This window comes from Streptomyces griseorubiginosus (genome assembly GCF_036345115.1).
GTDB lineage: Bacteria > Actinomycetota > Actinomycetes > Streptomycetales > Streptomycetaceae > Streptomyces > Streptomyces griseorubiginosus_C.
Map to the genome: position 1 here is coordinate 7,421,754 of NZ_CP107766.1, position 22,743 is coordinate 7,444,496.

Annotated in this window: 17 protein-coding genes; 4 read left to right on the forward strand and 13 right to left on the reverse strand. The window is 73.5% G+C overall.

Annotated elements, in window-relative coordinates:
* Positions 1 to 2 precede the first annotated feature (2 nt).
* The 3 genes from OHN19_RS33520 to OHN19_RS33530 are packed head-to-tail and all read left to right on the forward strand — an operon-like array spanning position 3 to position 4,607.
* Positions 3 to 1,640: a sugar ABC transporter substrate-binding protein gene (locus OHN19_RS33520; RefSeq protein WP_330267791.1), complete on the forward strand. Its 1,638-nt coding sequence runs from the start codon at positions 3 to 5 to the stop codon at positions 1,638 to 1,640.
* 43 nt (positions 1,641 to 1,683) lie between these two features.
* Positions 1,684 to 2,748, forward strand: coding sequence for a LacI family DNA-binding transcriptional regulator (locus OHN19_RS33525; RefSeq protein WP_330269769.1), 1,065 nt, complete (start codon positions 1,684 to 1,686; stop codon positions 2,746 to 2,748).
* Positions 2,745 to 4,607, forward strand: coding sequence for a DUF2264 domain-containing protein (locus tag OHN19_RS33530; protein WP_330267792.1), 1,863 nt, complete (start codon positions 2,745 to 2,747; stop codon positions 4,605 to 4,607). The genes OHN19_RS33525 and OHN19_RS33530 overlap by 4 nt, the downstream gene beginning before the upstream one ends.
* A 19-nt stretch (positions 4,608 to 4,626) precedes the next feature.
* Here the strand turns inward: OHN19_RS33530 and cobC are convergent, their stop codons facing one another.
* The 6 genes from cobC to cobM are packed head-to-tail and all read right to left on the reverse strand — an operon-like array spanning position 4,627 to position 11,007.
* Positions 4,627 to 5,697, reverse strand: coding sequence for an Rv2231c family pyridoxal phosphate-dependent protein CobC (gene cobC, locus OHN19_RS33535; RefSeq protein WP_330267793.1), 1,071 nt, complete (start codon positions 5,695 to 5,697; stop codon positions 4,627 to 4,629).
* The gene (locus tag OHN19_RS33540) at positions 5,687 to 6,616 is read right to left on the reverse strand and encodes a sirohydrochlorin chelatase (RefSeq protein WP_330267794.1); all 930 of its coding nucleotides are present in this window, start codon (positions 6,614 to 6,616) and stop codon (positions 5,687 to 5,689) included. The genes cobC and OHN19_RS33540 overlap by 11 nt, the downstream gene beginning before the upstream one ends.
* Positions 6,613 to 7,203, reverse strand: coding sequence for a precorrin-8X methylmutase (locus OHN19_RS33545; RefSeq protein WP_330267795.1), 591 nt, complete (start codon positions 7,201 to 7,203; stop codon positions 6,613 to 6,615). The genes OHN19_RS33540 and OHN19_RS33545 overlap by 4 nt, the downstream gene beginning before the upstream one ends.
* Positions 7,200 to 8,891 (reverse strand): precorrin-3B C(17)-methyltransferase, encoded by a 1,692-nt coding sequence (gene cobJ / locus OHN19_RS33550; RefSeq protein WP_330267796.1) that lies wholly within the window; start codon positions 8,889 to 8,891, stop codon positions 7,200 to 7,202. The genes OHN19_RS33545 and cobJ overlap by 4 nt, the downstream gene beginning before the upstream one ends.
* Complete coding sequence (gene cbiE / locus OHN19_RS33555) at positions 8,888 to 10,189, reverse strand: precorrin-6y C5,15-methyltransferase (decarboxylating) subunit CbiE (protein ID WP_330267797.1); 1,302 nt, start codon at positions 10,187 to 10,189, stop codon at positions 8,888 to 8,890. The genes cobJ and cbiE overlap by 4 nt, the downstream gene beginning before the upstream one ends.
* Positions 10,186 to 11,007 (reverse strand): precorrin-4 C(11)-methyltransferase, encoded by an 822-nt coding sequence (gene cobM / locus OHN19_RS33560; RefSeq protein WP_330267798.1) that lies wholly within the window; start codon positions 11,005 to 11,007, stop codon positions 10,186 to 10,188. Before cobM ends, cbiE begins: the two co-directional genes overlap by 4 nt.
* A gap of 148 nt (positions 11,008 to 11,155) precedes the next feature.
* Between cobM and OHN19_RS33565 the strand changes: the two genes are divergently transcribed.
* Positions 11,156 to 11,884: a ZIP family metal transporter gene (locus OHN19_RS33565; protein ID WP_330267799.1), complete on the forward strand. Its 729-nt coding sequence runs from the start codon at positions 11,156 to 11,158 to the stop codon at positions 11,882 to 11,884.
* A 20-nt stretch (positions 11,885 to 11,904) separates the two neighbouring features.
* Here OHN19_RS33565 and cobI read toward each other — a convergent pair whose 3' ends face one another.
* Genes cobI through OHN19_RS33600 form a run of 7 tightly spaced genes read right to left on the reverse strand, consistent with a single transcriptional unit; the run spans position 11,905 to position 22,734 of the window.
* Positions 11,905 to 12,651 (reverse strand): precorrin-2 C(20)-methyltransferase, encoded by a 747-nt coding sequence (gene cobI / locus OHN19_RS33570; protein ID WP_330267800.1) that lies wholly within the window; start codon positions 12,649 to 12,651, stop codon positions 11,905 to 11,907.
* Positions 12,636 to 14,045: a cobyrinate a,c-diamide synthase gene (locus OHN19_RS33575; protein WP_330267801.1), complete on the reverse strand. Its 1,410-nt coding sequence runs from the start codon at positions 14,043 to 14,045 to the stop codon at positions 12,636 to 12,638. Before OHN19_RS33575 ends, cobI begins: the two co-directional genes overlap by 16 nt.
* Complete coding sequence (gene cobO / locus OHN19_RS33580; RefSeq protein ID WP_330267802.1) at positions 14,039 to 14,638, reverse strand: cob(I)yrinic acid a,c-diamide adenosyltransferase; 600 nt, start codon at positions 14,636 to 14,638, stop codon at positions 14,039 to 14,041. The genes OHN19_RS33575 and cobO overlap by 7 nt, the downstream gene beginning before the upstream one ends.
* A complete protein-coding gene (locus OHN19_RS33585) occupies positions 14,638 to 16,638 on the reverse strand; it encodes a putative cobaltochelatase (RefSeq protein WP_330267803.1) in 2,001 nt (666 codons plus the stop codon). Before OHN19_RS33585 ends, cobO begins: the two co-directional genes overlap by 1 nt.
* Entirely contained in the window at positions 16,635 to 20,288 is a 3,654-nt protein-coding gene (gene cobN / locus OHN19_RS33590; RefSeq protein ID WP_330267804.1) for a cobaltochelatase subunit CobN, read from the reverse strand. Before cobN ends, OHN19_RS33585 begins: the two co-directional genes overlap by 4 nt.
* Positions 20,285 to 21,793: a cobyric acid synthase gene (locus OHN19_RS33595; RefSeq protein WP_330267805.1), complete on the reverse strand. Its 1,509-nt coding sequence runs from the start codon at positions 21,791 to 21,793 to the stop codon at positions 20,285 to 20,287. Before OHN19_RS33595 ends, cobN begins: the two co-directional genes overlap by 4 nt.
* The gene (locus OHN19_RS33600) at positions 21,790 to 22,734 is read right to left on the reverse strand and encodes a cobalamin biosynthesis protein (RefSeq protein ID WP_330267806.1); all 945 of its coding nucleotides are present in this window, start codon (positions 22,732 to 22,734) and stop codon (positions 21,790 to 21,792) included. Before OHN19_RS33600 ends, OHN19_RS33595 begins: the two co-directional genes overlap by 4 nt.
* Between the last annotated feature and the right edge of the window lie 9 nt (positions 22,735 to 22,743).

A 22,743-nucleotide genomic window follows, 5' to 3' on the forward strand; every position in this document is an offset into this window, starting at 1 on the left:
CCATGCCCAGCATGTCCCGACGCACCTTGCTCCTGTCCGCCGCGGCGGTCTCCGTCCCCGGCGCGCTGACCGCCTGTTCCACCGGCTCCGGCGACAGCGACGTCTCCAACGCCGGCAAGAAGCTGGCCCCCTGGCCCGAGTACCGGGCGGCGAGCGGGCCCGAGCCGGACCTCGCCGCCACCGAGCAGGGCGTCCAGGCCGGCTACACCGCCTACCCCGCCGACCTCGTGAAGTCCGTCTCCCGCACCCCCGGCGACGGCTCCACCGTCAAGGTCATGTCGGTGTCCTTCGGCACCCCGCCCAAGCCGGCCTCCGCCAACCGCTTCTGGGCAGCCGTCGAGAAGGCGCTCGGTGTGAGGATCGAGTACACGATCGTCTCCCAGGCCGACTACCAGAAGAAGATGGCCACCGTCATGGCGGGCGACGCCGACACCCTGCCCGACATCATCAACCTGTTCTCCGGCTTCGTGCTGCCCCGCGAGGCCGAGTTCGTGCAGCGCCGGGCCGAGGACCTCACGCCGTACCTCTCGGGCGGGGCCGTCGCCGACTACCCCAACCTGGCCGGGATCCCCACCCACGCCTGGCAGGACATGGGCCGTATCGGCGGCCGCATCTACGGCATCCCGCTGGAGCGCCCGCTGCCCGGCTCCACCCTCTGGCTCAACCAGGGCCTGTTCACCGACGCCGGCATGAAGGAGGGCTGGACCTCCGAGGACTTCGCCGCCGTCGCCCGGCGGGCCACCAGCGGCCGTACCTACGCGCTCGGCGCCGCCAACGGCTCCCTGTTCGGCAACGCCGTGCACGCCGCCGCCCACCACGCGCCCAACGAATGGGCCGTCACCAAGGACGGCACCTTCCACCACTGCGCCGCCGACGAACGCTACAAGGCGGCCATCGCCTTCCAGGCCCGGCTCCGCAAGAGCGGCACCTACTACCCCGACTCGACGTCCGTCTCCCAGATCGACCTGACCACCCTCTACTACAACGGCACCGTCGGCTCCATGCAGGACGGCTTCGGCGCCTACCTGCCCAAGTACCGTGAGTCCAAAGGCAAGTTGACCCCGGCCGCGGCACTGCCGTACAGCGTGGACGGCGAGCCCGGCGGGATCGTCGCCGCCCGCCGCTCCTTCGGCTACACCGTCCTCAAGCGGGCCAAGAAGGAGCGAATCGAGCTCCTGCTGCGCATCCTGGACTACCTCGCGGCCCCCTTCGGCAGCCAGGAGTGGGAGCTCGTCCACTACGGCGTCGAGGGCACCCACTTCACCCGCGGCAAGGACGGATCGCCCGAACCCACCGAGCTCGGCGAGGTCGAGAACAACACCAACCTGCCGCTGAAGTACCTCGCCGAAGGCCCGCAGGTGCTGTTCGTGCCGGGCATGCCCGATGCCGTACGGGCCCTGCACGCCTGGCAGACCGAGGTCGTGCCGCGCGCCCTGCGCAACGCCTCCAACGGCCTCCAGTCCCGCACCAAGAACGCCCAGGGCACCACCCTCAAGGCGATGCTCGACGACGCCGTCACCGGAATCGTCGCCGGGCGGCTGCCGCTGTCGGAGTGGGACGGGGTGGTCAGGAAGTGGCGTGCCCAGGGCGGCGACAGAATGGCCGCGGAGTTCGCGAAGGACCACGCCGCCAACACATGAGGCGCCGCCGGTGGAACAGGAGACGCGGGGGATGGGGAACGACATGACGGGCAAGGGGCGGGTCACCATCCGCGAGGTCGCCGAGCGGGCCGGGGTCTCGATGGCCACGGCCTCACGGGCACTCAGCGGCAACCACCCGGTCCCGGCCGCGACCCGCGCCCGGGTGCTGCGGGCCGCCCGCGACCTCGACTACGTCGCCAACGCGCACGCCCGGGCCCTGGTCGGCGGTGGCCGCAAGATGGCCGCCGTCGTGGTCCGGCAGGTCACCAGCCCCTTCTACGCCCAGGTCGCCGAGGGCGTCGAGGCCGAGGCCGCCGACCGCGGCTGGCTGTGCGTGGTCGGGGCCACCGGCGGCGACCCGCAGCGCGAGATGGAGTTCGTGCAGCTGATGCGGGAGGAGGGCGCGCGGCTGGTGATCCTCGTCGGCGGGGTCGTCGAGGACGACGCGTACCGCGAGCGCGTGACCCACTACGCGCAGGCCCTCGACTCCACCGGGGCCCGGCTCGTGCTGTGCGGCCGCCCCGCCCCCGACCCCGAGATCCCGGCGCTGGTCGTCGAGTTCGACAACGAGGCCGGCGCCCGGGCCGTCACCGCGCATCTGCTGTCCGCCGGGCACCGGCGGATCGTCTTCCTCGGTGGACTGCCCGGGAACACCGCCCTGGACGCGCGCGTCGCCGGATACCGGGCCGCGCTCGCCGAACACGGGCTGCCGCCGCAGGCCGCACGCGTCGTCGACTGCGGCCTCGGCAGAGCGGCCGGACTCCGGGCCATGACCGAACTGCTCAAGGAGACAAGGGAGTTCACAGCCGTGGTGGCCGGCGACGACATGGTCGCCGCCGGCGCGCTGCGCGCGATCGCCGACGCCGGACTCGTCGTACCGGACGACCTCTCCGTCGTCGGCTACAACGACATCCCGCTCGCCGAGGACTTCAACCCCCCGCTCACCACGGTCCGTACACCCGCCGAGGAACTGGGCCGGGCCGCCGTCCGCATCGCCCTGCGCGACCCCGAACAGGCCGCCGGAAGCCACCATCTGCTGGGCACGCACATCGTCGTACGCCGAAGCGTCGCCCCGCCCCCGACCGACGGAGGACTCACCCCCGTATGACCGCGCCGCATGTGCCGCTCTCCGACGACCCGACGCACCTCCCCGGACTCCCGCCCGCCGACCCCCTCCGCTCGCCCCTCACCGGCTGGACCCGCGCCCACTGGGAAGCCCTCGCCGACCGGCTGCTCGACGGGCTCCGGCCCTACGCCACCCCCGGCCTCGCCCAGTACCGGCTGCCGGGCCCGGCCAGCCACTCCGGGGCCTGGTCCGACGGCCTCGAGGGGTTCGCCCGGTCCTTCCTGCTCGCCGCCTTCCGGATCGCCGGATCCGGGGGGCGGGTCGGCCCCGCCCTCATCGAGCGGTACGCCACCGGGCTCGCCGCCGGCACCGATCCGCACCACCCCGAGCACTGGCCGCCCATCGCCGACCGGGCCCAGCCGATGGTGGAGGCCGCCTCGATCGCCCTCGCGCTGCACGAGTCACGGCCCTGGCTGTGGGACCGGCTCGACGACCGGGTGCGGGACCAAGTGGTCGCGTGGCTGGGCGACTTCGTCGGGGCCACCGCCAACGACTCCAACTGGCGGCTGTTCCAGGTGATCACCGAGGAGTTCCTCGCCTCCGTCGGCGCCCCGCACAGCCGCGCCGAGATCGACGCCGGACTCGCCCGGCTGGACGACTGGTACCGGGGCGGCGGCTGGTACACCGACGGCGACGGGAAGAAGTTCGACTACTACAACGGGTGGGCGCTGCACCTGTACCCGGTGCTGTGGGCCCGGATCGCGGGACCGCGCGCAGACCCCGACACCGTGGCCCGGCACCGCGCCAGGCTGCGCGAGTTCCTCGCCGTCCACCAGCTCTTCTTCGGCTCCGACGGCGCCCCCGTCCACCAGGGCCGCTCCCTCACCTACCGGTTCGCGGCCGCCGCCCCGCTCTGGGCCGGGGCCCTCGCCGACGCCACCCCCCTGCCGCCCGGCCGCACCCGCCGCCTCGCCTCCGGCGCCCTCAAGCACTTCGCCGAGCGGGGCGTCCCCGACGAGCGCGATCTGCTCACCCTCGGCTGGTACCGGCCCTTCCCGGGCGTCCTCCAGCGCTACTCCGGGCCCGCCTCCCCGTACTGGGCCGCCAAGGCGTTCCTCGGTCTGCTGCTGCCGGCGGACCACCCGGTGTGGACCGCCACCGAGGAACCCGGCCCGGTCGACACCGCCGACTCCGTCCTCGCGCTCCCCGCCCCCGGGTGGCTGATCCACTCGACCGCCTCCGACGGCATCGTCCGCCTCGTCAACCACGGCACCGACCGCCTGCCGCCCCCGCCCGCGACCGACGACGACAGCCCGCACTACGCCAAGCTCGCCTACGCCACGGCCACGGCCCCCGAGACCCCCCTCGGCCCCGACAACCACCTCGCCCTGCTCGCCCCCGACGGCACCCCCTCCCCACGCGGCCGCATCCACCCGCTGCGCTGCGAGGGCCGTACGGCGGCCTCCTGGCACGAGGCATTCGGCCGGCGCGTCGAGACGGTCAGCGTGGTCCACGGGCCGTGGGAGATCCGCGTGCACCGGATCCCGGGAGACAACACCCCGGTGCGGGAAGGGGGTTGGGCTCTCGCCGACGACACCGCGCAGCCCGCCGCCGAGTCCGGCCCCGGCCGGGCACTGGCCCGCCGCGCCGACGGACTGACCAGTGCCCTCGTCGGACTGTACGGCTGGGGCGAGGACGCCGGGACGGTCGTGACGGCGGAGGACACCAACGCCTACGGGCGGTACTCGGCCACCCCCGTGCTCGACGGCACCGGCCCGCTGCTGGTCACCCTCGTGATGCTCGGCACCGCCCCGCACACCGGGGCGAGCGCGCGCGTCGACGGGGACGGGGGCGTGCGGGTGCGGTTCCCCGACGGAGTCAGTGAGCGGGTGGCGCCGTAGACCGTCTCCGTATGGGTCGTCAGCCCTTGCTGAGGGTCACCGCCTGGTCCAGCGCCTGAAGGAACCGGTTCACCGTCGCCCGGTCCCGCACCGCGAGCCGCAGCCACTCCTCGCCCAGCCCCGGGAACGTGTCCCCGCGCCGCACCGCGAAACCGAGGTCGCGCAGATGCCGTCGTACGGCCGCCGCCCTGGGCAGTCGTACGAGGACGAAGGGCCCCTCCGCGGGCTCGGTCACCCGGAGCCCGTCCGGGGCGAACTCCCGCAGCCCGGCGACGAGATGGGCCCGGTCGGTGGCGACGCGGTGGGCGGCGTGGGCGGCCTCCGCCAGGGCCCGCGGCTCCATGCAGGCCACGGCCGCGGCGAGGGCCGGGGTGGAGACCGGCCACAGGGGCTGGGCCCGCTCCAGGTCCGCGATCGTCTCCGGGGCGGCCAGGACGTAACCGATCCTCAGACCGGCCAGCCCCCAGGTCTTCGTCAGGCTGCGCAGGACGACCAGACCGGGCACGTCCGTGCGCCCGGCCAGGGCCTCGCGCTCGCCCGGCACAGCGTCAAGGAAGGCTTCGTCCACCACCAACGTCCGCCCCGGACGCGCCAGTTCGGCGATCGTGGCGGCCGGATGCAGGACCGACGTGGGGTTGGTCGGGTTGCCGACGACCACCAGGTCGGCGTCCTCGGGGACGGCCGCCGGGTCCAGCCGGAAGCCGTCCTCCTCCCGCAGCAGCACCCGCTCCACCGCGTGCCCGGCATCCCGCAGCGCCGCCTCCGGCTCGGTGAACTGCGGGTGCACCACCACCGCATGACGGATCGTCAGAGCGCGGGCGAGCAGCACGAACGCCTCGGCGGCGCCCGCGGTCAGCAGCACCCGCTCCACGGGCACCTCGTGCCGGGCCGCCACCGCCGCCCGCGCCTCGCGCCCGTCGGGATAGGCGGCGAGCGCGGTCAGTGACCCGGCGATGCGCTCCCGCAGCCATTCCGGGGGAGTGTCCGCGCGGACGTTCACGGCGAGGTCGGTGAGCCGGGCCCCGTCGTCCCGCACCTCGGCGTCGCCGTGGTGCCGCAGGTCATGGCCCCCGGCGCGGTCAGTGCGCATGGGAGTGGCTGCCGTGGTGGTGTCCGTGGTGGTGATGGTGGCCGTCGTCGTCCGGGTGGAAGTGCGGCTGCTGCGGCAGACCCACCTTGTCCTCGAACCCGGGCAGCGCGATGCGGTACACGCACGAGTCGCAGTTCATCCTGAGGTCGCCCTTGACGGCCTCCTCGTACCGCTCAAGGACCAGGTCGAGCAGCTCCGGCTCCGGACCGATCACCTCCGCGGAGCGCACCTCGACCTCCGGGTGCGCCGCCGCCCAGCCCTCGGTCTGCTGCTTCACCCGGTCCGGCAGGATCCCCGTGAACAGGAAGTAGGGGAGCACCACGACCCGCTTCGCCCCCAGCGCCGCACACCGGTCGAGCCCGCTCGGCACGTCCGGCGCGGCCAGCGAGACGAACGCCGTCTCCACGCCCGCGTAGCCGCGCCCCTCCCACAGCAACCGGGCCGCCTTGTACACCTCGGCGTTGGCGTCCGGGTCCGTGGAGCCGCGGCCGACGAGCAGCACGGTCACGTCCGCCCGGTCCAGGGGCGTGCGGCCCCCGGTGGCGCCCAGCGCCTCGTCGAGGCGGCGCTCCAGCACGTTCAGCAGCGCCGGGTGCGGGCCCAGCGGACGGCCGTAGGTGTACGAGATCCCCGCGTGCCGCTCCTTCTCGCGGGCCAGCGCGGCCGGGATGTCCCCCTTGGCGTGCCCGGCGGACACCAGCATCAGCGGCACCGCGGCGAACCGGCGGACCCCGCGCTCCACCAGCTCGCCCACCGCCTCGGTGAGCGGCGGCGGGGACAGCTCGATGAAGCCGCCCGCCACGGGCAGGTCGGGACGGCGGGCCCCCAGCTGCCGGACGAAGTCGCGGAACGCCTCGGCCCCGGCATCGTCCCGGGTGCCGTGACCGGCGATGAGCAGGGCGGGCGGCGGGGTGGTCACGATGTCTCCTCAGTGGGGTGGGTGGGGTGGTACAGCAGGGCGTTCAGCGCGGCCGAGGCGACCGCCGAACCGCCCTTCTCGGACACGTTGCTCACGGCGGGCAGCCCGCTCGCGCGCAGCGCGGCCTTGGACTCGACCGCGCCGACGAAACCGACGGGCAGCCCGATGACGAGCGCCGGGTCCGCGTCCAGGGTCAGCAACTCCTCCAACGCGGTGGGGGCGTTCCCGATGACCCAGATCGCCCCCGGACCGACCTGCTCGTGGGCCAGCCGGATCGCGTGGGCCGAACGGGTCAGCCCCGGCCCGGACCTGGCGTCCCGCAGCCGGCAGACGGTCTCCCGGCGGGTGATCCCGGCCGCGACCATCTCCACGTCCGTCACGACGGGCGCCCCGGAGTGCAGCGCGGCGTGCGCCTTCTCCAACTCGCCCTCGTCCATGACGAGATCGGTGGCGTACTCCAGATCCGCGGCGGAGTGGATGACCCGCTCCACCACCGCCCGGGTCAGCGGCGGGAAGTGCGAGGTGTCCAGGCGGGCGCGCAACCGCCGGTAGGACTCCACCTCGATCGGGTGGACGACACGGTTCACCTGGTGCCCTCCTGCCAGCGGTAGCCGCGCGGGGTCACCATGCGCCCCGCGATGTCACGGGTCGCCGTGTTGCCCACGGTCACGACCGTCATCATGTCGACCGTCGCCGGGTCGAGCGCGGCCAGGGTGGTCAGCCGGGCGGACTCGTCCGGCCGCGACGCGTTCCGTACGACACCGACCGGCGTCGTCGGCTCCCGGTGCTCGGCGAGGATGGCCAGCGCCTTGGGGAGCTGCCAGTCCCGGCCCCGGGAGCGGGGGTTGTAGAAGGTGACCACGATGTCCGCCTCCGCCGCCGCCCGCACCCGCCGCTCGATGACCTCCCACGGGGTGTGCAGGTCGGACAGGCTGATGGACACGTGGTCGTGGCCCAGCGGGGCACCCAGGATCGCGGCCGCCGCGAGCGCCGCGGTCACCCCGGGGACGCCGATCACGTCGATGTCGTCGGAGGCCTCGGCGAGCGCGGGGGAGGCCATCGCGTACACCCCGGCGTCCCCGCTGCCGATCAGCGCGACCGCCTGCCCCTTGCGGGCCTCCTCGACGGCCGTGCGCGCCCGCTCCTCCTCCGCCCCGAGCCCCGACTCCAGGACCCGGGTGCCGGGCCGCAGCAGATCGCGGATCTGGTCGACGTACTGGTCGAGCCCCACCAGCACGGAAGCGCGCCGGAGTTCCGCCTTCGCGCGGGGCGTCAGCAGGTCCCGGGCGCCCGGACCGAGCCCGACGACCGCGAGCCGGCCGCGCGCGGGACGCCGTACGACCGCACAGGTCGCCATGGCGGGCGCGCCGTCCGCCCGGGTGGACTTCCGCTTGGGGACGAGGAGTTCACCGCCGCCGATCAACGCGGCGGCCTCCGCGACGGACGGCGTGCCCACGGCGGCCAGGGGAGCGTCCGACGGGTTGGGCACCTCGACGGCCGCCAACTCCTCGGCGGACCAGGTGACCAGAGGCACCCCGAACCGCTCGGCGGCCGCCACGATCCCCGGCTCCTCGGCCTTGGCGTCCACGGTGGCGAGCGCGGCGACGCTACGACGGGACAGCCCGGCCTCGCCCAACGCGCCCTCGATCAGCTCCAGCACCTCGTCGGCGGGCGCCCCCTTGGAGGCGCCGACACCCACGACGAGGGTCGGCGGACGCAGCACGACCTCCCGCTCGGTGGGCTCCGCGAGCCGGTCCGTGACGCGGATGCCGTACGCCCCCTGCCCGGCGACCGGCAGCGGAGGCAGCGGCCAGCCCGACTCGTTGCGCAGGGCGACGGGCTCACCGTCCAGGAGCGCCCGCGACACGGCCGCCACCGCGCCCTCCACGGGCAGCCCGAGGGTGTCGAGCCCCGGCACCCCCACCGCGTCGGTCGCCGTCGTCACCACGGGCTCGGCACCCAGCAACTCCCCGACCTCGCGGGCGAGTTCATTGGCACCGCCGCCGTGACCGCCGACCAGGGACACGGCGAACCGGCCGCCCTCGTCGACACACACCACACCCGGGTCGGACCCCTTGTCGCCGAGCAGCGGCGCGATCAGCCGGACGACCGCGCCCGTCGCCAGGAAACACACCAGCTGCTCGCACTCCGCGAACGCCCGGCGCACGGCGTCCCCCACGGGTCCGTCGTACGCGCGCGTGCGGTCCGGCCAGGCCGCGGCCAGCCGGTCGCACGCCGCCGCCCCCGCCGCGGTGGCGGAAATAAGGCCGATCACTGAGCAACTCCCTCTTGATACGCGGGGTTTCTGACGCCCCACAGCAGGAAAACCGGATTGGTCGCGGCGAGCCGGGTCACGTCCCCCGGCAGCGGCGCGAGCCGGGACGACTGCAACAGGACGCCGTCGCAGTCGAACCCGGCGTCGGTGAGAGCCGCGCGCACGGCCGGCACCCGGTCGAGCGCGGCCATCGCGACGACGACACTCCGCCGGGCCCGGCGGGCACAGACGGCGACGATGTCGGGCAGTTCGCGTCCGCCACCACCGACGAACACGGCGTCGGGATCATCGGCAAGCTCCCCGAGCGCGTCGGGCGCACCGCCGTGCACGACCTGGACGTCGACATTGTGCGCGTCGGCGTTGGCACGGATCCGCTCGACCCCGTCGGCGGCCTTCTCGACCGCGACGACGGCCGCGCCGAGCCGCGCGCACTCCACGGCCACGGACCCGGACCCCGCACCGACGTCCCAGACGAGGTCACCGAGCCGCGGCCCGAGCCGGGCGAGCGCGAGGGCCCGCACCTCGAATTTGGTGATCATGGAGTCGCGGTGGGTGAACTCGCTCTCTTCCAGGGCCCATTGCGAGGGGGCTGGGGGAGGCCCGGCGACGGTGCGCACGGCACCGAGAGCCCGCCGCTCGTCAAGACAGAGGACGACACTCACGGCCGTACCCCAGTCCCGGGCGGCGGCTTCGGCAGGGCTGACCCGCTCGACACGTTCGTCGCGGGTACCGAGCGCGGAGGCAACGAGGAGTTCGCGTCGTAGGGGCGCGGGGAACTGCGCGACCGGCCCCAACGGCGCCGCACCCGGCCGACGACCTTCCTCGGCACCCCCTGCCGCGAGCGCGGCACCAATTTCCGCGGGCCCGGCTCCCGGCCCCGTAAGCACCGCCACCTTAGGACGAGCCCGGCACACATTGACGGCCGTCCGCAGATCCCGCCCATGCGCACTGACCACCACCGCGTCGTCCCACGGCACCCCCACCCGGGCGAACGCGGCGGCCACGGAGGACACACCGGGCCGTACATCCAACGCGGCCGCCCCGAACCGCTCCGCCAGCACCCGCACGATCCCGAAGAACCCGGGATCGCCGGAGGCCAGCACCACGACTCGGCTCCCCTTGTCGAGATGCCGTTCGATGACGTCGAGGGCCGGAGCCAGCGGCCCGAGAACGACCCGCTCCGCGCCCGCCGGAACCGCCGCCGCGTCCAGATGCCGGCGCCCGCCCACGACCAGCTCCGCACCGGCCAGGGACTCCGCGGGCGCCGCCCCCGTCCCCGTACCCACGACCGTGATCACGTGCCGGCACCCTTCGCGGCCCGCAGCGCCCGCCGGGCCTCCGGGTCGGCCCTGCGGTACCCGTGGAAGTGCCCGGGGTGGTACAGGTGCGACCGCGTCCCCTCGGAGTCCAGCGCCGGGCCGACCAGGAACAGCGTGTGCTTCCAGAGCTTGTGCTCCTTGACCGTCTCCTCCAGCGTCCCGATCGTGCAGCGCACCATCAGCTCCTCCGGCCAGGTCGCCTGGTAGGCGACGATGACCGGGGTGGACGTCGGATAGCCGCCCTCCAGCAGCTCCCGCACCAGCTGCCCGCTGCGCGCGGCGGACAGGAAGATCGCCATGGTGGTGCCGTGCTTGGCGAACTCCCGTACCTCCTCGCCGGGCGGCATCGGCGTCTTGCCGCCGCCGAGCCGGGTGAGCACGACGGACTGCGCGACCTCGGGGATGGTCAGCTCCCGCTGCGCGAGCGCGGCCACGGCCGAGAAGGCGGAGACCCCGGGCACGACCTCGGTCGCCACGCCGATCGCCGCACACCGGTCCAGCTGTTCCTGTGTGCCGCCCCAGAGGGCGGGGTCGCCGGAGTGGATGCGCGCGACCTTGAGCCCGGCCTCACGGGCCCGCTCGTACACCGCGACCACGTCCTCCAGCGACATGGTCGCCGAGTCGAGGATCTCCGCGTCCTCGCGGGCGTGTTCGAGGACCTCCGCCTGCACCAGGCTCGCGGCCCAGATCACGACGTCGGCCTCGGCGATGGCGCGCGCGGCACGGAACGTCAGCAGGTCGGCGGCGCCGGGGCCGGCACCGACGAAGGTCACCTTGCCGGTGGGGGCATCGGCCATGGGAATCGGTCCTCTCGTCACAAAGGGTGGTGCAAAGGGTCTTGCGAAGGGGCAGCGAGGTCTACGGATGCGGTCGGCGGGACGGCCGGACGGGCGCGAACCGAGGTCGGATGTGCGCGAACGGGGGTCGATCGGATACCAAGTCCCTATGGCGGTCTTCGTAGCGCTCGGCGCGTTCCTGATGACGCTGGCCGGCGGCTGGACGGCACAGCGGGTGACCGACCGCCGTCATCTGGTCCTGGGACTGGCCGGCGGACTGATGCTCGGTGTGGTCGGCCTGGACCTGCTGCCGGAGGCGCTGCACGCGGCCGGCGACGAGGTCTTCGGCGTCCCCGCGGCCCTGCTGCTGTTCGTGGCCGGCTTCCTGCTGGCCCATCTGGTGGAACGCCTGCTGGCCGCCCGGCAGGCCGCGCACGGCGGCGAGGAACACGACGGCCGGGTCCCCGAGGTGGGTCTGACGGCGGCCGGCGCGATGGTCGGCCACAGCGCGATGGACGGCGTGGCGATCGGCGCGGCCTTCCAGGTGGGCGGCGGCATGGGCACGGCCGTAGCGCTCGCCGTCGTGGCCCACGACTTCGCGGACGGCTTCAACACGTACACGATCACCAGCCTGTACGGGAACGCCCGCCGCAAAGCCCTGATCATGCTGTTCGCGGACGCGGTGGCCCCGGTCCTCGGCGCCGCCTCCACGACCTTCGTGACCATCCCGGAGACCCTGCTCGGCGGCTATCTCGGCCTCTTCGGCGGCGCGCTCCTCTACCTCGCGGCGGCCGAGATCCTCCCCGAGGCCCACCACGAACACCCCGCCCGCTCGACCCTGCTGTGCACGGTCGCGGGCGTGGGCTTCATCTGGCTGGTGGTGGGCCTGGCGGGCTGACCCCGGCGCTCTGAAGGGACTCACAATTTCCCCCCCCGGGTGCCGTCCCGCCGCGCGGGAGCGATGAGCGTGGACAGATACGGCAGGGGAGCCCCGTCGAGCTCGGCGGCCGACCGGATGGACTCGCCGTCCAGCCCCAGCGCCGATCCCCATACGGCGTCCTCGATCCGCCCGGTCTCCCGGAGCGCCTCGGCCACCTCGGCGGCCTGCCGCCCGAACTTGTAGGCGACAACGGTCCCGGGACCGTTGAGCGCGTCCTTCAGCACGGCCGCCCCGGCGGTCACCGGTACCAGCGTGAGCGGCTCGGTGCCCTCGGTCAGCACGGCACCCGAGCGCGCCGCGAGGTCCTGCATGGCGGTGATGCCGGGCACGGTCTCGACGACCACGCCGGGGACGAGCTCGCCGACGGTGTGCGCGAGATAGGTGAAGGTGGAGTACACGTTGGGGTCGCCGATGGTGGCGAAGGCGACGGAACCGTGGGCCCGCAACAGCTCGGCGACCCGGCCCCCGGCGGCGTCCCAGGCGGCCTCGCGCCGACCGTGGTCGGTCCGCTCGTTGAGGGCGAAGACGACCCGGACGACCTTCTCCTGCGGCACGTAGTGCAGCACGGTGGCCTCGGCGCGCCCGCGCTCACCCGTGTCCATGACGGGGACGACGACCACGTCGGCGGCGCGCAGGGCGTTGACACCCTTGACGGTCACCAGCTCCGGATCCCCGGGCCCGACCCCGACCCCGATCAACCTGCTGCTGCTCATGACGTCCGGCACCTCTCCACGAACCGACGGGCGACACCGGGCTCCGAGGCCCAGTGCGTGTGCAGATAACTCGCGTGCACACCGCGCTGTACGAAACCTTCGAGCCGCCGGCGGGGCACCCGCACACCCCACGCGGCCGCATCCCCCGCCCCCGGCTCGACGACGGTCCGGTGGAACTCGTGCCCCCGCATCCGGGTCCCGGCCACGGCCAGCGAACTGTCACTGACGGCGACCGCGTCCCGGTACCCGAGGGTGAGCGCCTCCGTCATCCGCGCCTCGGCATCGAGCACCCCGCACATGGGCCGCCCGTCCAACTCCCGGCACAGATACAGCAGCCCGGCACACTCGGCGGCTAGGGGAGCGCCGGTCTCTGCGAGGGCGGAGACGGCCTTGCGCAGGGGTTCGTTGGCGGACAGCTCGGCGGCGTAGACCTCGGGAAACCCGCCGCCGATGACCAACCCGGCCGTACCGTCAGGCAGTTCCTCGTCCCGCAGGGGATCGAAGGGGACGACTTCAGCGCCGGCTGCGGTGAGCAGTTCGCTGTGCTCGGCGTAGGAGAAGGTGAAAGCAGGACCGCCGGCGACAGCGACCACCAGCCCGTCCGGCCTCTGAGGACGAGGCCGTTCGGGCCGATGGGGGTCTGGGGGCGCAGCCCCCAGGACCTCAGCCGCATTCCACGCCGCACACGACAACGCACCGGCACTCCGCGCCAGCCCGGCCAACGCCTCCAGATCGCACCCTTGAGCAACCTGCTCCGCCATCGCCGCCACCGCGTCCACCGCCGCCGCCCGCCGCTCGGCGACCGGCACCAAACCCAGGTGCCGAGACGGCGTGTCCACCTGCGCCGCCCGCCGCAGCACCCCGAACACCGGAACGCCGGCCGAGTCCAAGGCCTCCCGCAGAAGCTCCTCATGCCGATCCGACGCGACCTTGTTCAGGATCACGCCCCCGACCCGCACCTCCGGATCCCACGACGCGAACCCGTGCACCAGAGCCGCCACGGACCGGGACTGCGAGGAGGCGTCGACGACCAGCACCACCGGCGCCCGCAACAGCTTGGCGACATGCGCGGTGGACGCGAGTTCACCTTCCCCCGAGGCCCCGTCGAACATCCCCATCACGCCCTCGACGACGGCGATGTCAGCCCCGCGCGCCCCGTGCAGGAACAGCGGAGCCACCAGCTCCGGCCCGCACAGGTACGCGTCGAGATTCCGCCCCACCCGCCCGCTCGCGAGCGAGTGGTACCCGGGGTCGATGTAGTCCGGTCCCACCTTGTGCGGGGACACGGCGAGCCCCCGCGCGGCGAACGCGGCCATCAACCCCGTGGCGACCGTCGTCTTCCCGCTGCCGGACGACGGCGCGGCGACGACCAGCCGAGGGACGGAACCGGATGAGGACATCACCACTCGATACCCCGCTGCCCCTTCTGCCCCGCGTCCATCGGGTGCTTGACCTTGGACATGTCGGTGACGAGATCGGCGAAGGCAACGAGCTTCTCGGGAGCGTTCCGCCCGGTGATCACGACATGCTGCGTACCCGGCCGGTTCCGCAGCACCTCCACGACCTCGTCCGTGTCGACCCACCCCCAGTGCATCGGGTAGGCGAACTCGTCGAGCACGTACAGCCGGTACGTCTCGGCGGCGAGATCCCGCTTGACCTGCTCCCAGCCCTCCCGGGCCTTCTCCTCGTTGTCCATCTGGGCATCCCGCTGCACCCAGGACCAGCCCTCGCCCATCTTGTGCCAGTCGACGGACCCGCCCTCCCCGGACGCCCCCAGCACCCGCAGCGCGTTCTCCTCGCCGACCTTCCACTTCGCCGACTTGACGAACTGGAACACCCCGATGGGCCACCCCTGGTTCCAGGCCCGCAGCGCGAGCCCGAACGCGGCGGTGGACTTCCCCTTCCCGATCCCGGTGTGCACGACCACCAGCGGCCGGTTACGGCGCTGACGGGTCGTCAGCCCGTCGTCCGGCACCACACTCGGCTGTCCCTGAGGCATTACGCGGCCCTCCTCTGTACGTCCTTCACCAGTCCGGCGATCGAGTCGGCCCGCAACTCGTCCAGCGTCACGGCGGCACCGCCCAATTCACCCGCGAGCTGCCCGGCCAGCCCCAGCCGCACCGGCCCGGACTCGCAGTCGACCACGACCGAGGCGACCCCCTCCGCGGCGAACAGCCGGGCCGCCCGCCCCGCGAGCGCGACCGGCTCGGGCCCACCGGTGGCCCGCCCATCGGTCACGACCACCACCAGCGCCCGCCGGGCCGGATCCCGCAGCCGTTCCACCCGCAGCACCTCGTGCGCCCGCAGCAGCCCGGCGGCGAGCGGAGTCCGCCCACCCGTGGGCAACGTCTCCAGCCGGGCCGCCGCCGCGTCCACCGACGAGGTCGGCGGCAACGCCACCTCCCCGGCCGTACCCCGGAACGTCACCAGCCCCACCTTGTCCCGCCGCTGGTACGCGTCGAGGAGCAGCGACAGCACCGCCCCCTTCACCGCGCTCATCCGCTGCCGCGCCGCCATCGACCCCGAGGCGTCCACGACGAACAGCACGAGATTGCCCTCGCGCCCCTCCCGCGTCGCCTGCCGCAGATCGTCACGCCGGACGACGAGACCGCGCCCCGAGCGCCCACGGGCCCGCTGATGCGGCGCCGCCGCCTGCACGGTGGCCGCCAAGTGCAGCTTGGTGAGCGCCCCTTGAGGCCGCCGCGCCCCGGTCGTCCGCCCGTGCTCGGTCCGCGCCCGCGACCGCCGCCCGGCCACGCCGTCGCCGAGCCCGGGCACACTGAGCACCTTCGTCCGGAACGGCTCGGCGGCCCGTACGGCGGACTGCTCGCCCGAACCGGCCCCGCCGGTCTGCGGCTCACCGCCCTCGCCCTCCTCGGGCCGGGCACCGGAGCCACCGTCGCCCTGCTCGGGCCCCTCCGACGGCGGCTGCCCGCCCCCGCCGGGCCCGTCGGGATCCGGCTCGTCGTCGTCCCCGGAGTCCCCGGAACCGCTGAACTCCTCCAACGTCTCGTCCAGCTTGTCCTCGTCGAGCCCCGGCGCGTCGAAGGGATTGCGGCGCCTGCGGTGCGGCAGCGCCAGCAGCGCGGCCTGGCGCACGTCCTCCGCGAGCACATCGGTCCGTCCGGCCCACGCGGCCAGCGCGGTCGCCGTGCGCGCCATCACGATGTCGGCCCGCATGCCGTCCACCTCGAACGCGGCACAGGTCGCCGCGATCTGCCGGAGCGCCCCGTCGCCCAGCCGCACCGACGGCAACAACTCCCGCGCGGCGACGATCCGTTGCCGTACGGCAGCCTCCTCAGCAGCCCAACGCGCCGCGAACCCGGCCGGATCGTCGTCGTAGGCGAGCCTGCGCCGTACGACCTCCACCCGCTGGTCCGGCTCCCGCGAGGCCGCGACCTCGACGGTCAGCCCGAACCGGTCGAGCAACTGCGGCCGCAGCTCGCCCTCTTCGGGGTTCATGGTGCCGACCAGCAGGAACTTCGAGGCGTGCCGCACCGACACGCCCTCGCGCTCGACGTACGACGCCCCCATCGCGGCGGCGTCGAGCAGCAGGTCGACCAGGTGGTCGTGGAGGAGGTTGACCTCGTCGACGTAGAGGATCCCGCGGTGCGCGTCGGCCAGGAGGCCCGGCTCGAAGGCCTTGACGCCCTCCGCGAGCGCCCGCTCGATGTCGAGGGCGCCGACCAGCCGGTCCTCGGAGGCGCCGACGGGGAGTTCGACCATGCGGGACGCCCGCGTGGTGCCAGGACCCGGCTCGTGCGGGCCGTCCGGGCAGGACGGGTCCGGCGCGGCGGGGTCACAGGAGAACCGGCAGCCGGGGACGACCGCGACCTCGGGCAGCAGCGCAGAAAGGGCGCGTACCGCCGTCGACTTGGCGGTGCCCTTCTCGCCGCGCACCAGCACCCCGCCGACCGCAGGCGAGACCGCGTTCAGCAGCAGCGCGAGCCGCAGGTCGTCCTGGCCGACAACGGCCGTGAACGGAAAAGGGGTTGTCACTGGTCGCCCTCCAAGTCGCCTTCCAGCTCCAGATAGGTGGCCCGCAGCCGCTCCAGCGTCTCCGCGTCCGGCTCGGCCCACAGTCCGCGGTCGGCGGCCTCCAGGAGCCGTTCCGTGATGCCCCGCAGCGCCCACGGGTTGGACTTCTTCATGAAGTCCCGGTTCTCCGCGTCGAAGACGTACTCGGCGCTGAGCTTCTCGTACATCCAGTCGTCGACCACGCCCGCCGTCGCGTCGTACCCGAAGAGGTAGTCGACGGTCGCCGCCATCTCGAAGGCGCCCTTGTAGCCGTGCCGGCGCATGGCCGCCATCCAGCGCGGGTTGACCACCCGGGCCCGGAAGACCCGGTGCGTCTCCTCACCGAGCGTCCGCGTCCTGACCTGGTCCGGCGTCGCCGAATCACCCACGTACGCCTCGGGGTTGGCCCCCGTGAGGTGACGCACCATGGCGACCATGCCGCCGTGGTACTGGAAGTAGTCGTCGGCGTCGACCAGGTCGTGCTCCCGGGTGTCGACGTTCTTCGCCGCCACGTTGATCCGCCTGAACGCGGTCTCCATGTCCCCGCGCGCCGCCCGCCCGTCGAGCCCGCGCCCGTAGGCGTAGCCGCCCCACACCGCGTACACCTCGGCGAGGTCGGCGTCCGAACGCCAGTTGCGGGCGTCGATCAGCGGCAGCAGCCCGGCACCGTACGCGCCGGGCTTGGACCCGAAGACGCGGGCCGTGGCCCGGCGCCGGTCGCCGTGCTCGGCGGTGTCCTCGTCGGCGTGCGCCTTCACGAAGTTGCGGTCGGCGGGCTCGTCCAGCTCGGCCACGGCCCGCACCGCGTCGTCGATCAGCCCCACCACGTGCGGGAACGCGTCCCGGAAGAACCCGGAGATCCGAACGGTCACGTCGATGCGCGGCCGCCCGAGCTCCTCCAGGCCGATCACCTCGAACCCGGTGACCCGCCGCGAGGCCTCGTCCCACACCGGACGGCAGCCGAGCAGCGCCAGGATCTCGGCGATGTCGTCGCCCTGCGTACGCATCGCGGACGTGCCCCAGACCGTCAGGCCGACGGACTTCGGGTACTCCCCGGTGTCGGCCAGGTACCGCTGCACCAGCGAGTCGGCGAGTGCCTGACCGACCTCCCAACTCAGCCTGGACGGGATGGCCTTGGGGTCGACGGAGTAGAAGTTCCGGCCGGTCGGCAGGACGTTGACGAGCCCGCGGGTCGGGGAGCCGGAGGGTCCCGCCGGGACGTAACCGCCGTCCAGTGCCCTGAGGATGTGGTCGATCTCGTCGGTGGTACGGGCGAGCCGCGGCACGACCTCGGTGCAGGCGAACTCCAACACGGCCACCCCGTCGGGGAGTTCGACGCCGAGCACCCCCCGCAGGACGGCGGGGACGACGGAGACGTCCCAGTCCCGCGCCTCCATGCCCTCCGCGACCCGCCGGCACAGCTGCTCCAGCAGGTCGATCGCGTCGGCGGCGGTGCGCGACGGGCCCTCGACGAGGTCCGACAGCTCGACCGGCACCTTCACCGGCGCACCCGGCTCGGCGAGCAACTCCTTCTCGTCCAGCCCGAAGTGGGCGGCGAACGAGGCCCGCAGCCCCGGCAGGGCGTTCGCCTGCCCGCCCCACACCTGCGAGGCACGTAGCACGGCGAGCACCAGGTTGACCCGGGCCTCGTCCACCGGCCCGCCACCGAGGATGTGCAGCCCGTCGCGGATCTGCACGTCCTTGATCTCGCACAGGTAGCCGTCGATGTGCATGACGAACTCGTCGAAGTCGTCGTCGTCCGGCTGGTCCTCGACATGCAGGTCGTGATGGAGCTCGGCCGCCTTGACCAGCGTCCAGATCTGCGCCCGCACGGCCGGCGCCTTCGTCGGGTCCAGGTCGGAGACCAGCGCGTACTCGTCGAGCAGCTGCTCCAGCTTGGCCAGGTCGCCGTAGGTGTCGGCCCGCGCCATCGGCGGCACCAGGTGGTCGACGACCGTGGCGTGCCCGCGTCGCTTGGCCTGCGTGCCCTCACCGGGGTCGTTGACGATGAACGGGTAGATCAGCGGCAGTTCACCGAGCACGGCGTCCGGGGCGCAACCGCCACTCAGCCCGAGACCCTTGCCCGGCAGCCACTCCATCGTGCCGTGCTTGCCCATGTGGACGATCGCGTCGGCACCGAAGGAGTTGTCGAGCCACCGGTACGCGGCCATGTAGTGGTGCGACGGCGGCATGTCCGGGTCGTGGTAGATCGCGATCGGGTTCTCCCCGAAGCCGCGCGGCGGCTGGATCATGACCACGACGTTCCCGAACTGGAGGGAGGCCAGCACGATGTCGTCCCCGTCCACGTACAGCGAGCCCGGGGGCTCACCCCACGCCTCCAGCATCGCGTCCCGCAACGACGGGTCCAGCTGGTCGAACCACGCCCGGTAGTCCGCGAGCGGCACCCGCGCGGGCGCCGACGCCAGCTGCTCCTCGGTGAGCCACTCGACGTCATGGCCACCGGCGTTGATGAGCCGGTGGATCAACTCGTCGCCGTTGTCCGGGTACTCCGAGAGCGAGTAACCCGCCTGAGAAAGCGCGTCCAGCACCCGCACCGCCGAAGCGGGCGTGTCCAGCCCCACCGCGTTGCCGACCCGCGAGTGCTTGGTCGGGTAAGCGGTGAAGACCAGCGCCAGCTTCTTCTCGGCGTTCGGCTTGTGCTTCAACTTCGCGTGCCGTACGGCGATCCCGGCGACGCGCGCGGCCCGCTCCGGGTCGGCCACGTACACCGGGACGTCGTCGGGCCCCTGCTCCTTGAAGGAGAACGGCACGGTGATCAGCCGCCCGTCGAACTCCGGGATCGCGACCTGCATGGCCGCGTCCATGGGGGAGAGGGCGGCGTCGGACTCGTCCCAGGCCGCGCGGGACGACGTAAGACACAGTCCTTGCAGCACCGGCACGTTCAGGTCGGCCAGCGCCCCGATGTCCCACGCCTCCTCGTCCCCGCCCGCCGAGGCCTGCGAGGCGTGGGTGCCGCCGGCGGCGAGGACGGTGGCGACGAGGGCGTCGGCCGAGTCGAGGACCATGAAGAGATCGAGGTCCGCCCCCCGCAGCGAGCTGCAGAACACGGGAAGGGCGTTGGCGCCCCTGGCCTCGATCGCCTCGCACAAGGTGTCCACGAAGGCGGTGTTGCCGCTGAGTTCATGCGCCCGGTAGAAGAGCACCCCGACGGTCGGACGGTCCGCGTCGATCGGACGGTCGCCGTGGATGCCCCATTCCGGCATCTTCTGTGGCTCGACGAACCCTTCACCCGTCAGCAGCACGGTGTCGGACAGGAACCGCGCGAGTTCGGTGAGATTCCCGGGCCCGCCCTCGACGAGGTACTTCAGCGCCTCGGCGACCACACCCGCCGGCACCGACGACTCCGCCATCAACTCGGCGTCCGGCACGGACTCCCCGCCCAGCAGCACGGTCGGGATGCCGGACGCCTTCAGCGCGGCCAGCCCGTCCTCCCAGGCCCGCTTGCCGCCGAGCAGCCGTACGACGGCGATGTCCGCGCCCTCGATCAGCGCCGGCAGTTCCTCCGTGACGTCCACCCGGGTCGGATTGCCGATCCGGTAGTCGGCTCCTTCGGCGGCCCGCGCCGCCAGCAGGTCCGTGTCGGCGGTCGACAACAACAACACTGTGCTCATGCGGGCGCTCCCGGTGGAATGAAAGGCAGTCCTTGCGGCGCGCCGGACTCGATGAGCCGCCACAGCGCGTCCGTCTCCGCGTGCTGTTCGATCAGGTCGCCGAGCCGGTCGAGCTGCTCCTCGCGCAGCGCGGCGAACGACGTGTCGGGGGCGGGTACGAACCGGCGGCCCGCGGCGGCCGCCACCTCCCTCAGGAAGGCCCGCCGGAACCCGTCCGACTCCAGCGAGCCGTGCCAGTGCGTGCCCCAGGTCTGGCCGACCCGGCAGCCGTCGAGGAAGGGCTCACCCCCACTCATGGAGGCGACCCCGTGATGGATCTCGTACCCCTCGACCGGCTCCCCGAGGGCCTCACCCACCGGCCGGGTGAGCGTCTTCTCCCGCGCGAACCGCACGCGGACGGGCAGCACCCCAAGGCCGTCGACCGAACCGGCACGCGATTCGACCTCGTCCTCGATGTGCTCGCCGAGGATCTGGAAGCCACCGCAGATCCCGAGGACGGGCCGCCCCTCGGTGGCCCGTCTGACGAGCGCGTCCGCAAGCCCCCGCTCGCGCAGCCACTCCAGGGCCCTGACCGTGCCCCGGGTGCCGGGGACGACGACGAGGTCGGCGTCGGCCAGTTCCTCCGCCCGGTCCACGAACCGCACCACGACACCCGGTTCGGCGGCCAGGGCGTCCACGTCGGTGAAGTTGGACATCAGCGGGATCGCGCAGACGGCGACCCGCAGCACGTCCTCGCCCAGCGGGGGGCTCACGGCGGACTCGCGGACCGTGCCCCGCAGGGACACCCGAAGCCCGTCCTCCTCGTCGATGCCGAGCCCGTGCCGGAAGGGCAGCACGCCGTAGGTGTGCCGCCCGGTGAGCCCGTGCAGCATGTCGAGCCCGGGTTCGAGCAGCGTGACGTCCCCCCGGAACTTGTTGACGAGGAACCCGGCGACCAACTGCTGGTCCTCGGGCGAGAGCAGCGCGACGGTCCCGAAGAACGACGCGAAGACCCCGCCCCGGTCGATGTCCCCGACCACCAGCACCGGCAGCCCGGCATTGCGGGCGATGCCCATGTTCACGATGTCGGTCCGCCGCAGATTGATCTCGGCCGGACTGCCGGCCCCCTCACAGATCACCGCGTCATACGTGCCCCGCAACTCGGCGAGACAGTCGAGCACGGTCCCGAGCAACTGCTGCTGCCGCCCCCCGTGGTACCCGCGGGCGCTCATCTCTCCCACCGGCTTGCCGAGCAGCACGACCTGACTGCTCCGCTCCCCACCGGGCTTGAGCAGCACGGGATTCATCAGCGCCGTCGGCTCGACCCGGCAGGCCTGCGCCTGCATGGCCTGCGCCCGCCCGATCTCGGCACCCTCCCGCGTCACGAACGAGTTGAGGGACATGTTCTGCGCCTTGAACGGCGCGACCTTCACCCCCTGCCGCACCAGCCACCGGCAGATCCCGGCGGTGACGACGCTCTTGCCGGCGTCGGAGGTGGTGCCGGCGACGAGAAGCCCCCCACTCATGCCCTACGTCCCTTCCGGATCAGCCGTGCGGCGACCGCACCGGCACCGAGCGCGAGCAGCCCGACCCGCCGCGACAGCCGTACGGCACGCTCGATGTCGTACGAGGCGACAGCGCGCCCTTCCCGATTCAGTACGGGCCGGTGCTCGACCCGCCCCCCGTAGGAGAGCGTCCCGCCGAGCCGCACCCCGAGCGCCCCCGCGAAAGAGGCCTCCACGGGCCCGGCGTTGGGGCTCGGATGCCGGCCGGCGTCCTCCCGCCACGCCCGCACGGCACCCCGCGGATCCTCCCCGGCGAGCGTCGCCAGGACGGCGGTCAGCCGCGCCCCCGGCCACCCGGCGAGGTCGTCGAGCCGGGCGGAACCCCACCCGAAACGCCGGTACCGGGCCGACTTGTGCCCCACCATGGCGTCCAGCGTGTTGACGGCCCGGAACCCGAGCAGCCCCGGCACCCCGCCGACGGCACCCCACACGAGCGCGCCCACGACGGCGTCGGAGGTGTTCTCGGCGACGGACTCGACGACGGCCCGGGCGATCCCGTCGGCGTCGAGGGCCTGTGGGTCCCGCCCGCACAGATGCGGCAGCCGCTCCCGGGCCGCCTCGACGTCCCCGGCCTCCAGCGCCCGCCCGATGACCCGGGCCTCCCGCACCAGCGAAGTCCCGCCCACGACGGCCCAGGTGGCGGCCGCGGTCAGCGCGACGGAGGCGGTACGGGACGGACGGACGACTCGCTGCGCCACGGCACCGAGCCCCACGGCACCGCCCACGCACACGGCGGTGTGCAGCGCGCCCCAACCCCGGTGGTCCCGCCACAGCACCCGCTCCACGGCACCGGCGGCCCGTCCGAACACGGCGACCGGGTGCCCGCGGCGCGGGTCACCGAGCAGGAGGTCACCGATCAGACCGGCGGCGGCGCCGTACGCGAAAACGCGATCGGCACGCACCGGGTCAGC

What these genes read in the sequence shown, in the direction of transcription:
- cobO (WP_330267802.1), bottom strand. Translation starts at nt 14,638, where the DNA reads ATGCCTCAGGGACAGCCGAGTGTGGTGCCGGACGACGGGCTGACGACC.
- cobN (WP_330267804.1), bottom strand. Translation starts at nt 20,288, where the DNA reads ATGAGCACAGTGTTGTTGTTGTCGACCGCCGACACGGACCTGCTGGCG.
- cobM (WP_330267798.1), bottom strand. Translation starts at nt 11,007, where the DNA reads ATGGCCGATGCCCCCACCGGCAAGGTGACCTTCGTCGGTGCCGGCCCC.
- OHN19_RS33565 (WP_330267799.1), top strand. Translation starts at nt 11,156, where the DNA reads ATGGCGGTCTTCGTAGCGCTCGGCGCGTTCCTGATGACGCTGGCCGGC.
- cobC (WP_330267793.1), bottom strand. Translation starts at nt 5,697, where the DNA reads ATGCGCACTGACCGCGCCGGGGGCCATGACCTGCGGCACCACGGCGAC.
- OHN19_RS33520 (WP_330267791.1), top strand. Translation starts at nt 3, where the DNA reads ATGCCCAGCATGTCCCGACGCACCTTGCTCCTGTCCGCCGCGGCGGTC.
- OHN19_RS33530 (WP_330267792.1), top strand. Translation starts at nt 2,745, where the DNA reads ATGACCGCGCCGCATGTGCCGCTCTCCGACGACCCGACGCACCTCCCC.
- OHN19_RS33525 (WP_330269769.1), top strand. Translation starts at nt 1,684, where the DNA reads ATGACGGGCAAGGGGCGGGTCACCATCCGCGAGGTCGCCGAGCGGGCC.
- OHN19_RS33595 (WP_330267805.1), bottom strand. Translation starts at nt 21,793, where the DNA reads ATGAGTGGGGGGCTTCTCGTCGCCGGCACCACCTCCGACGCCGGCAAG.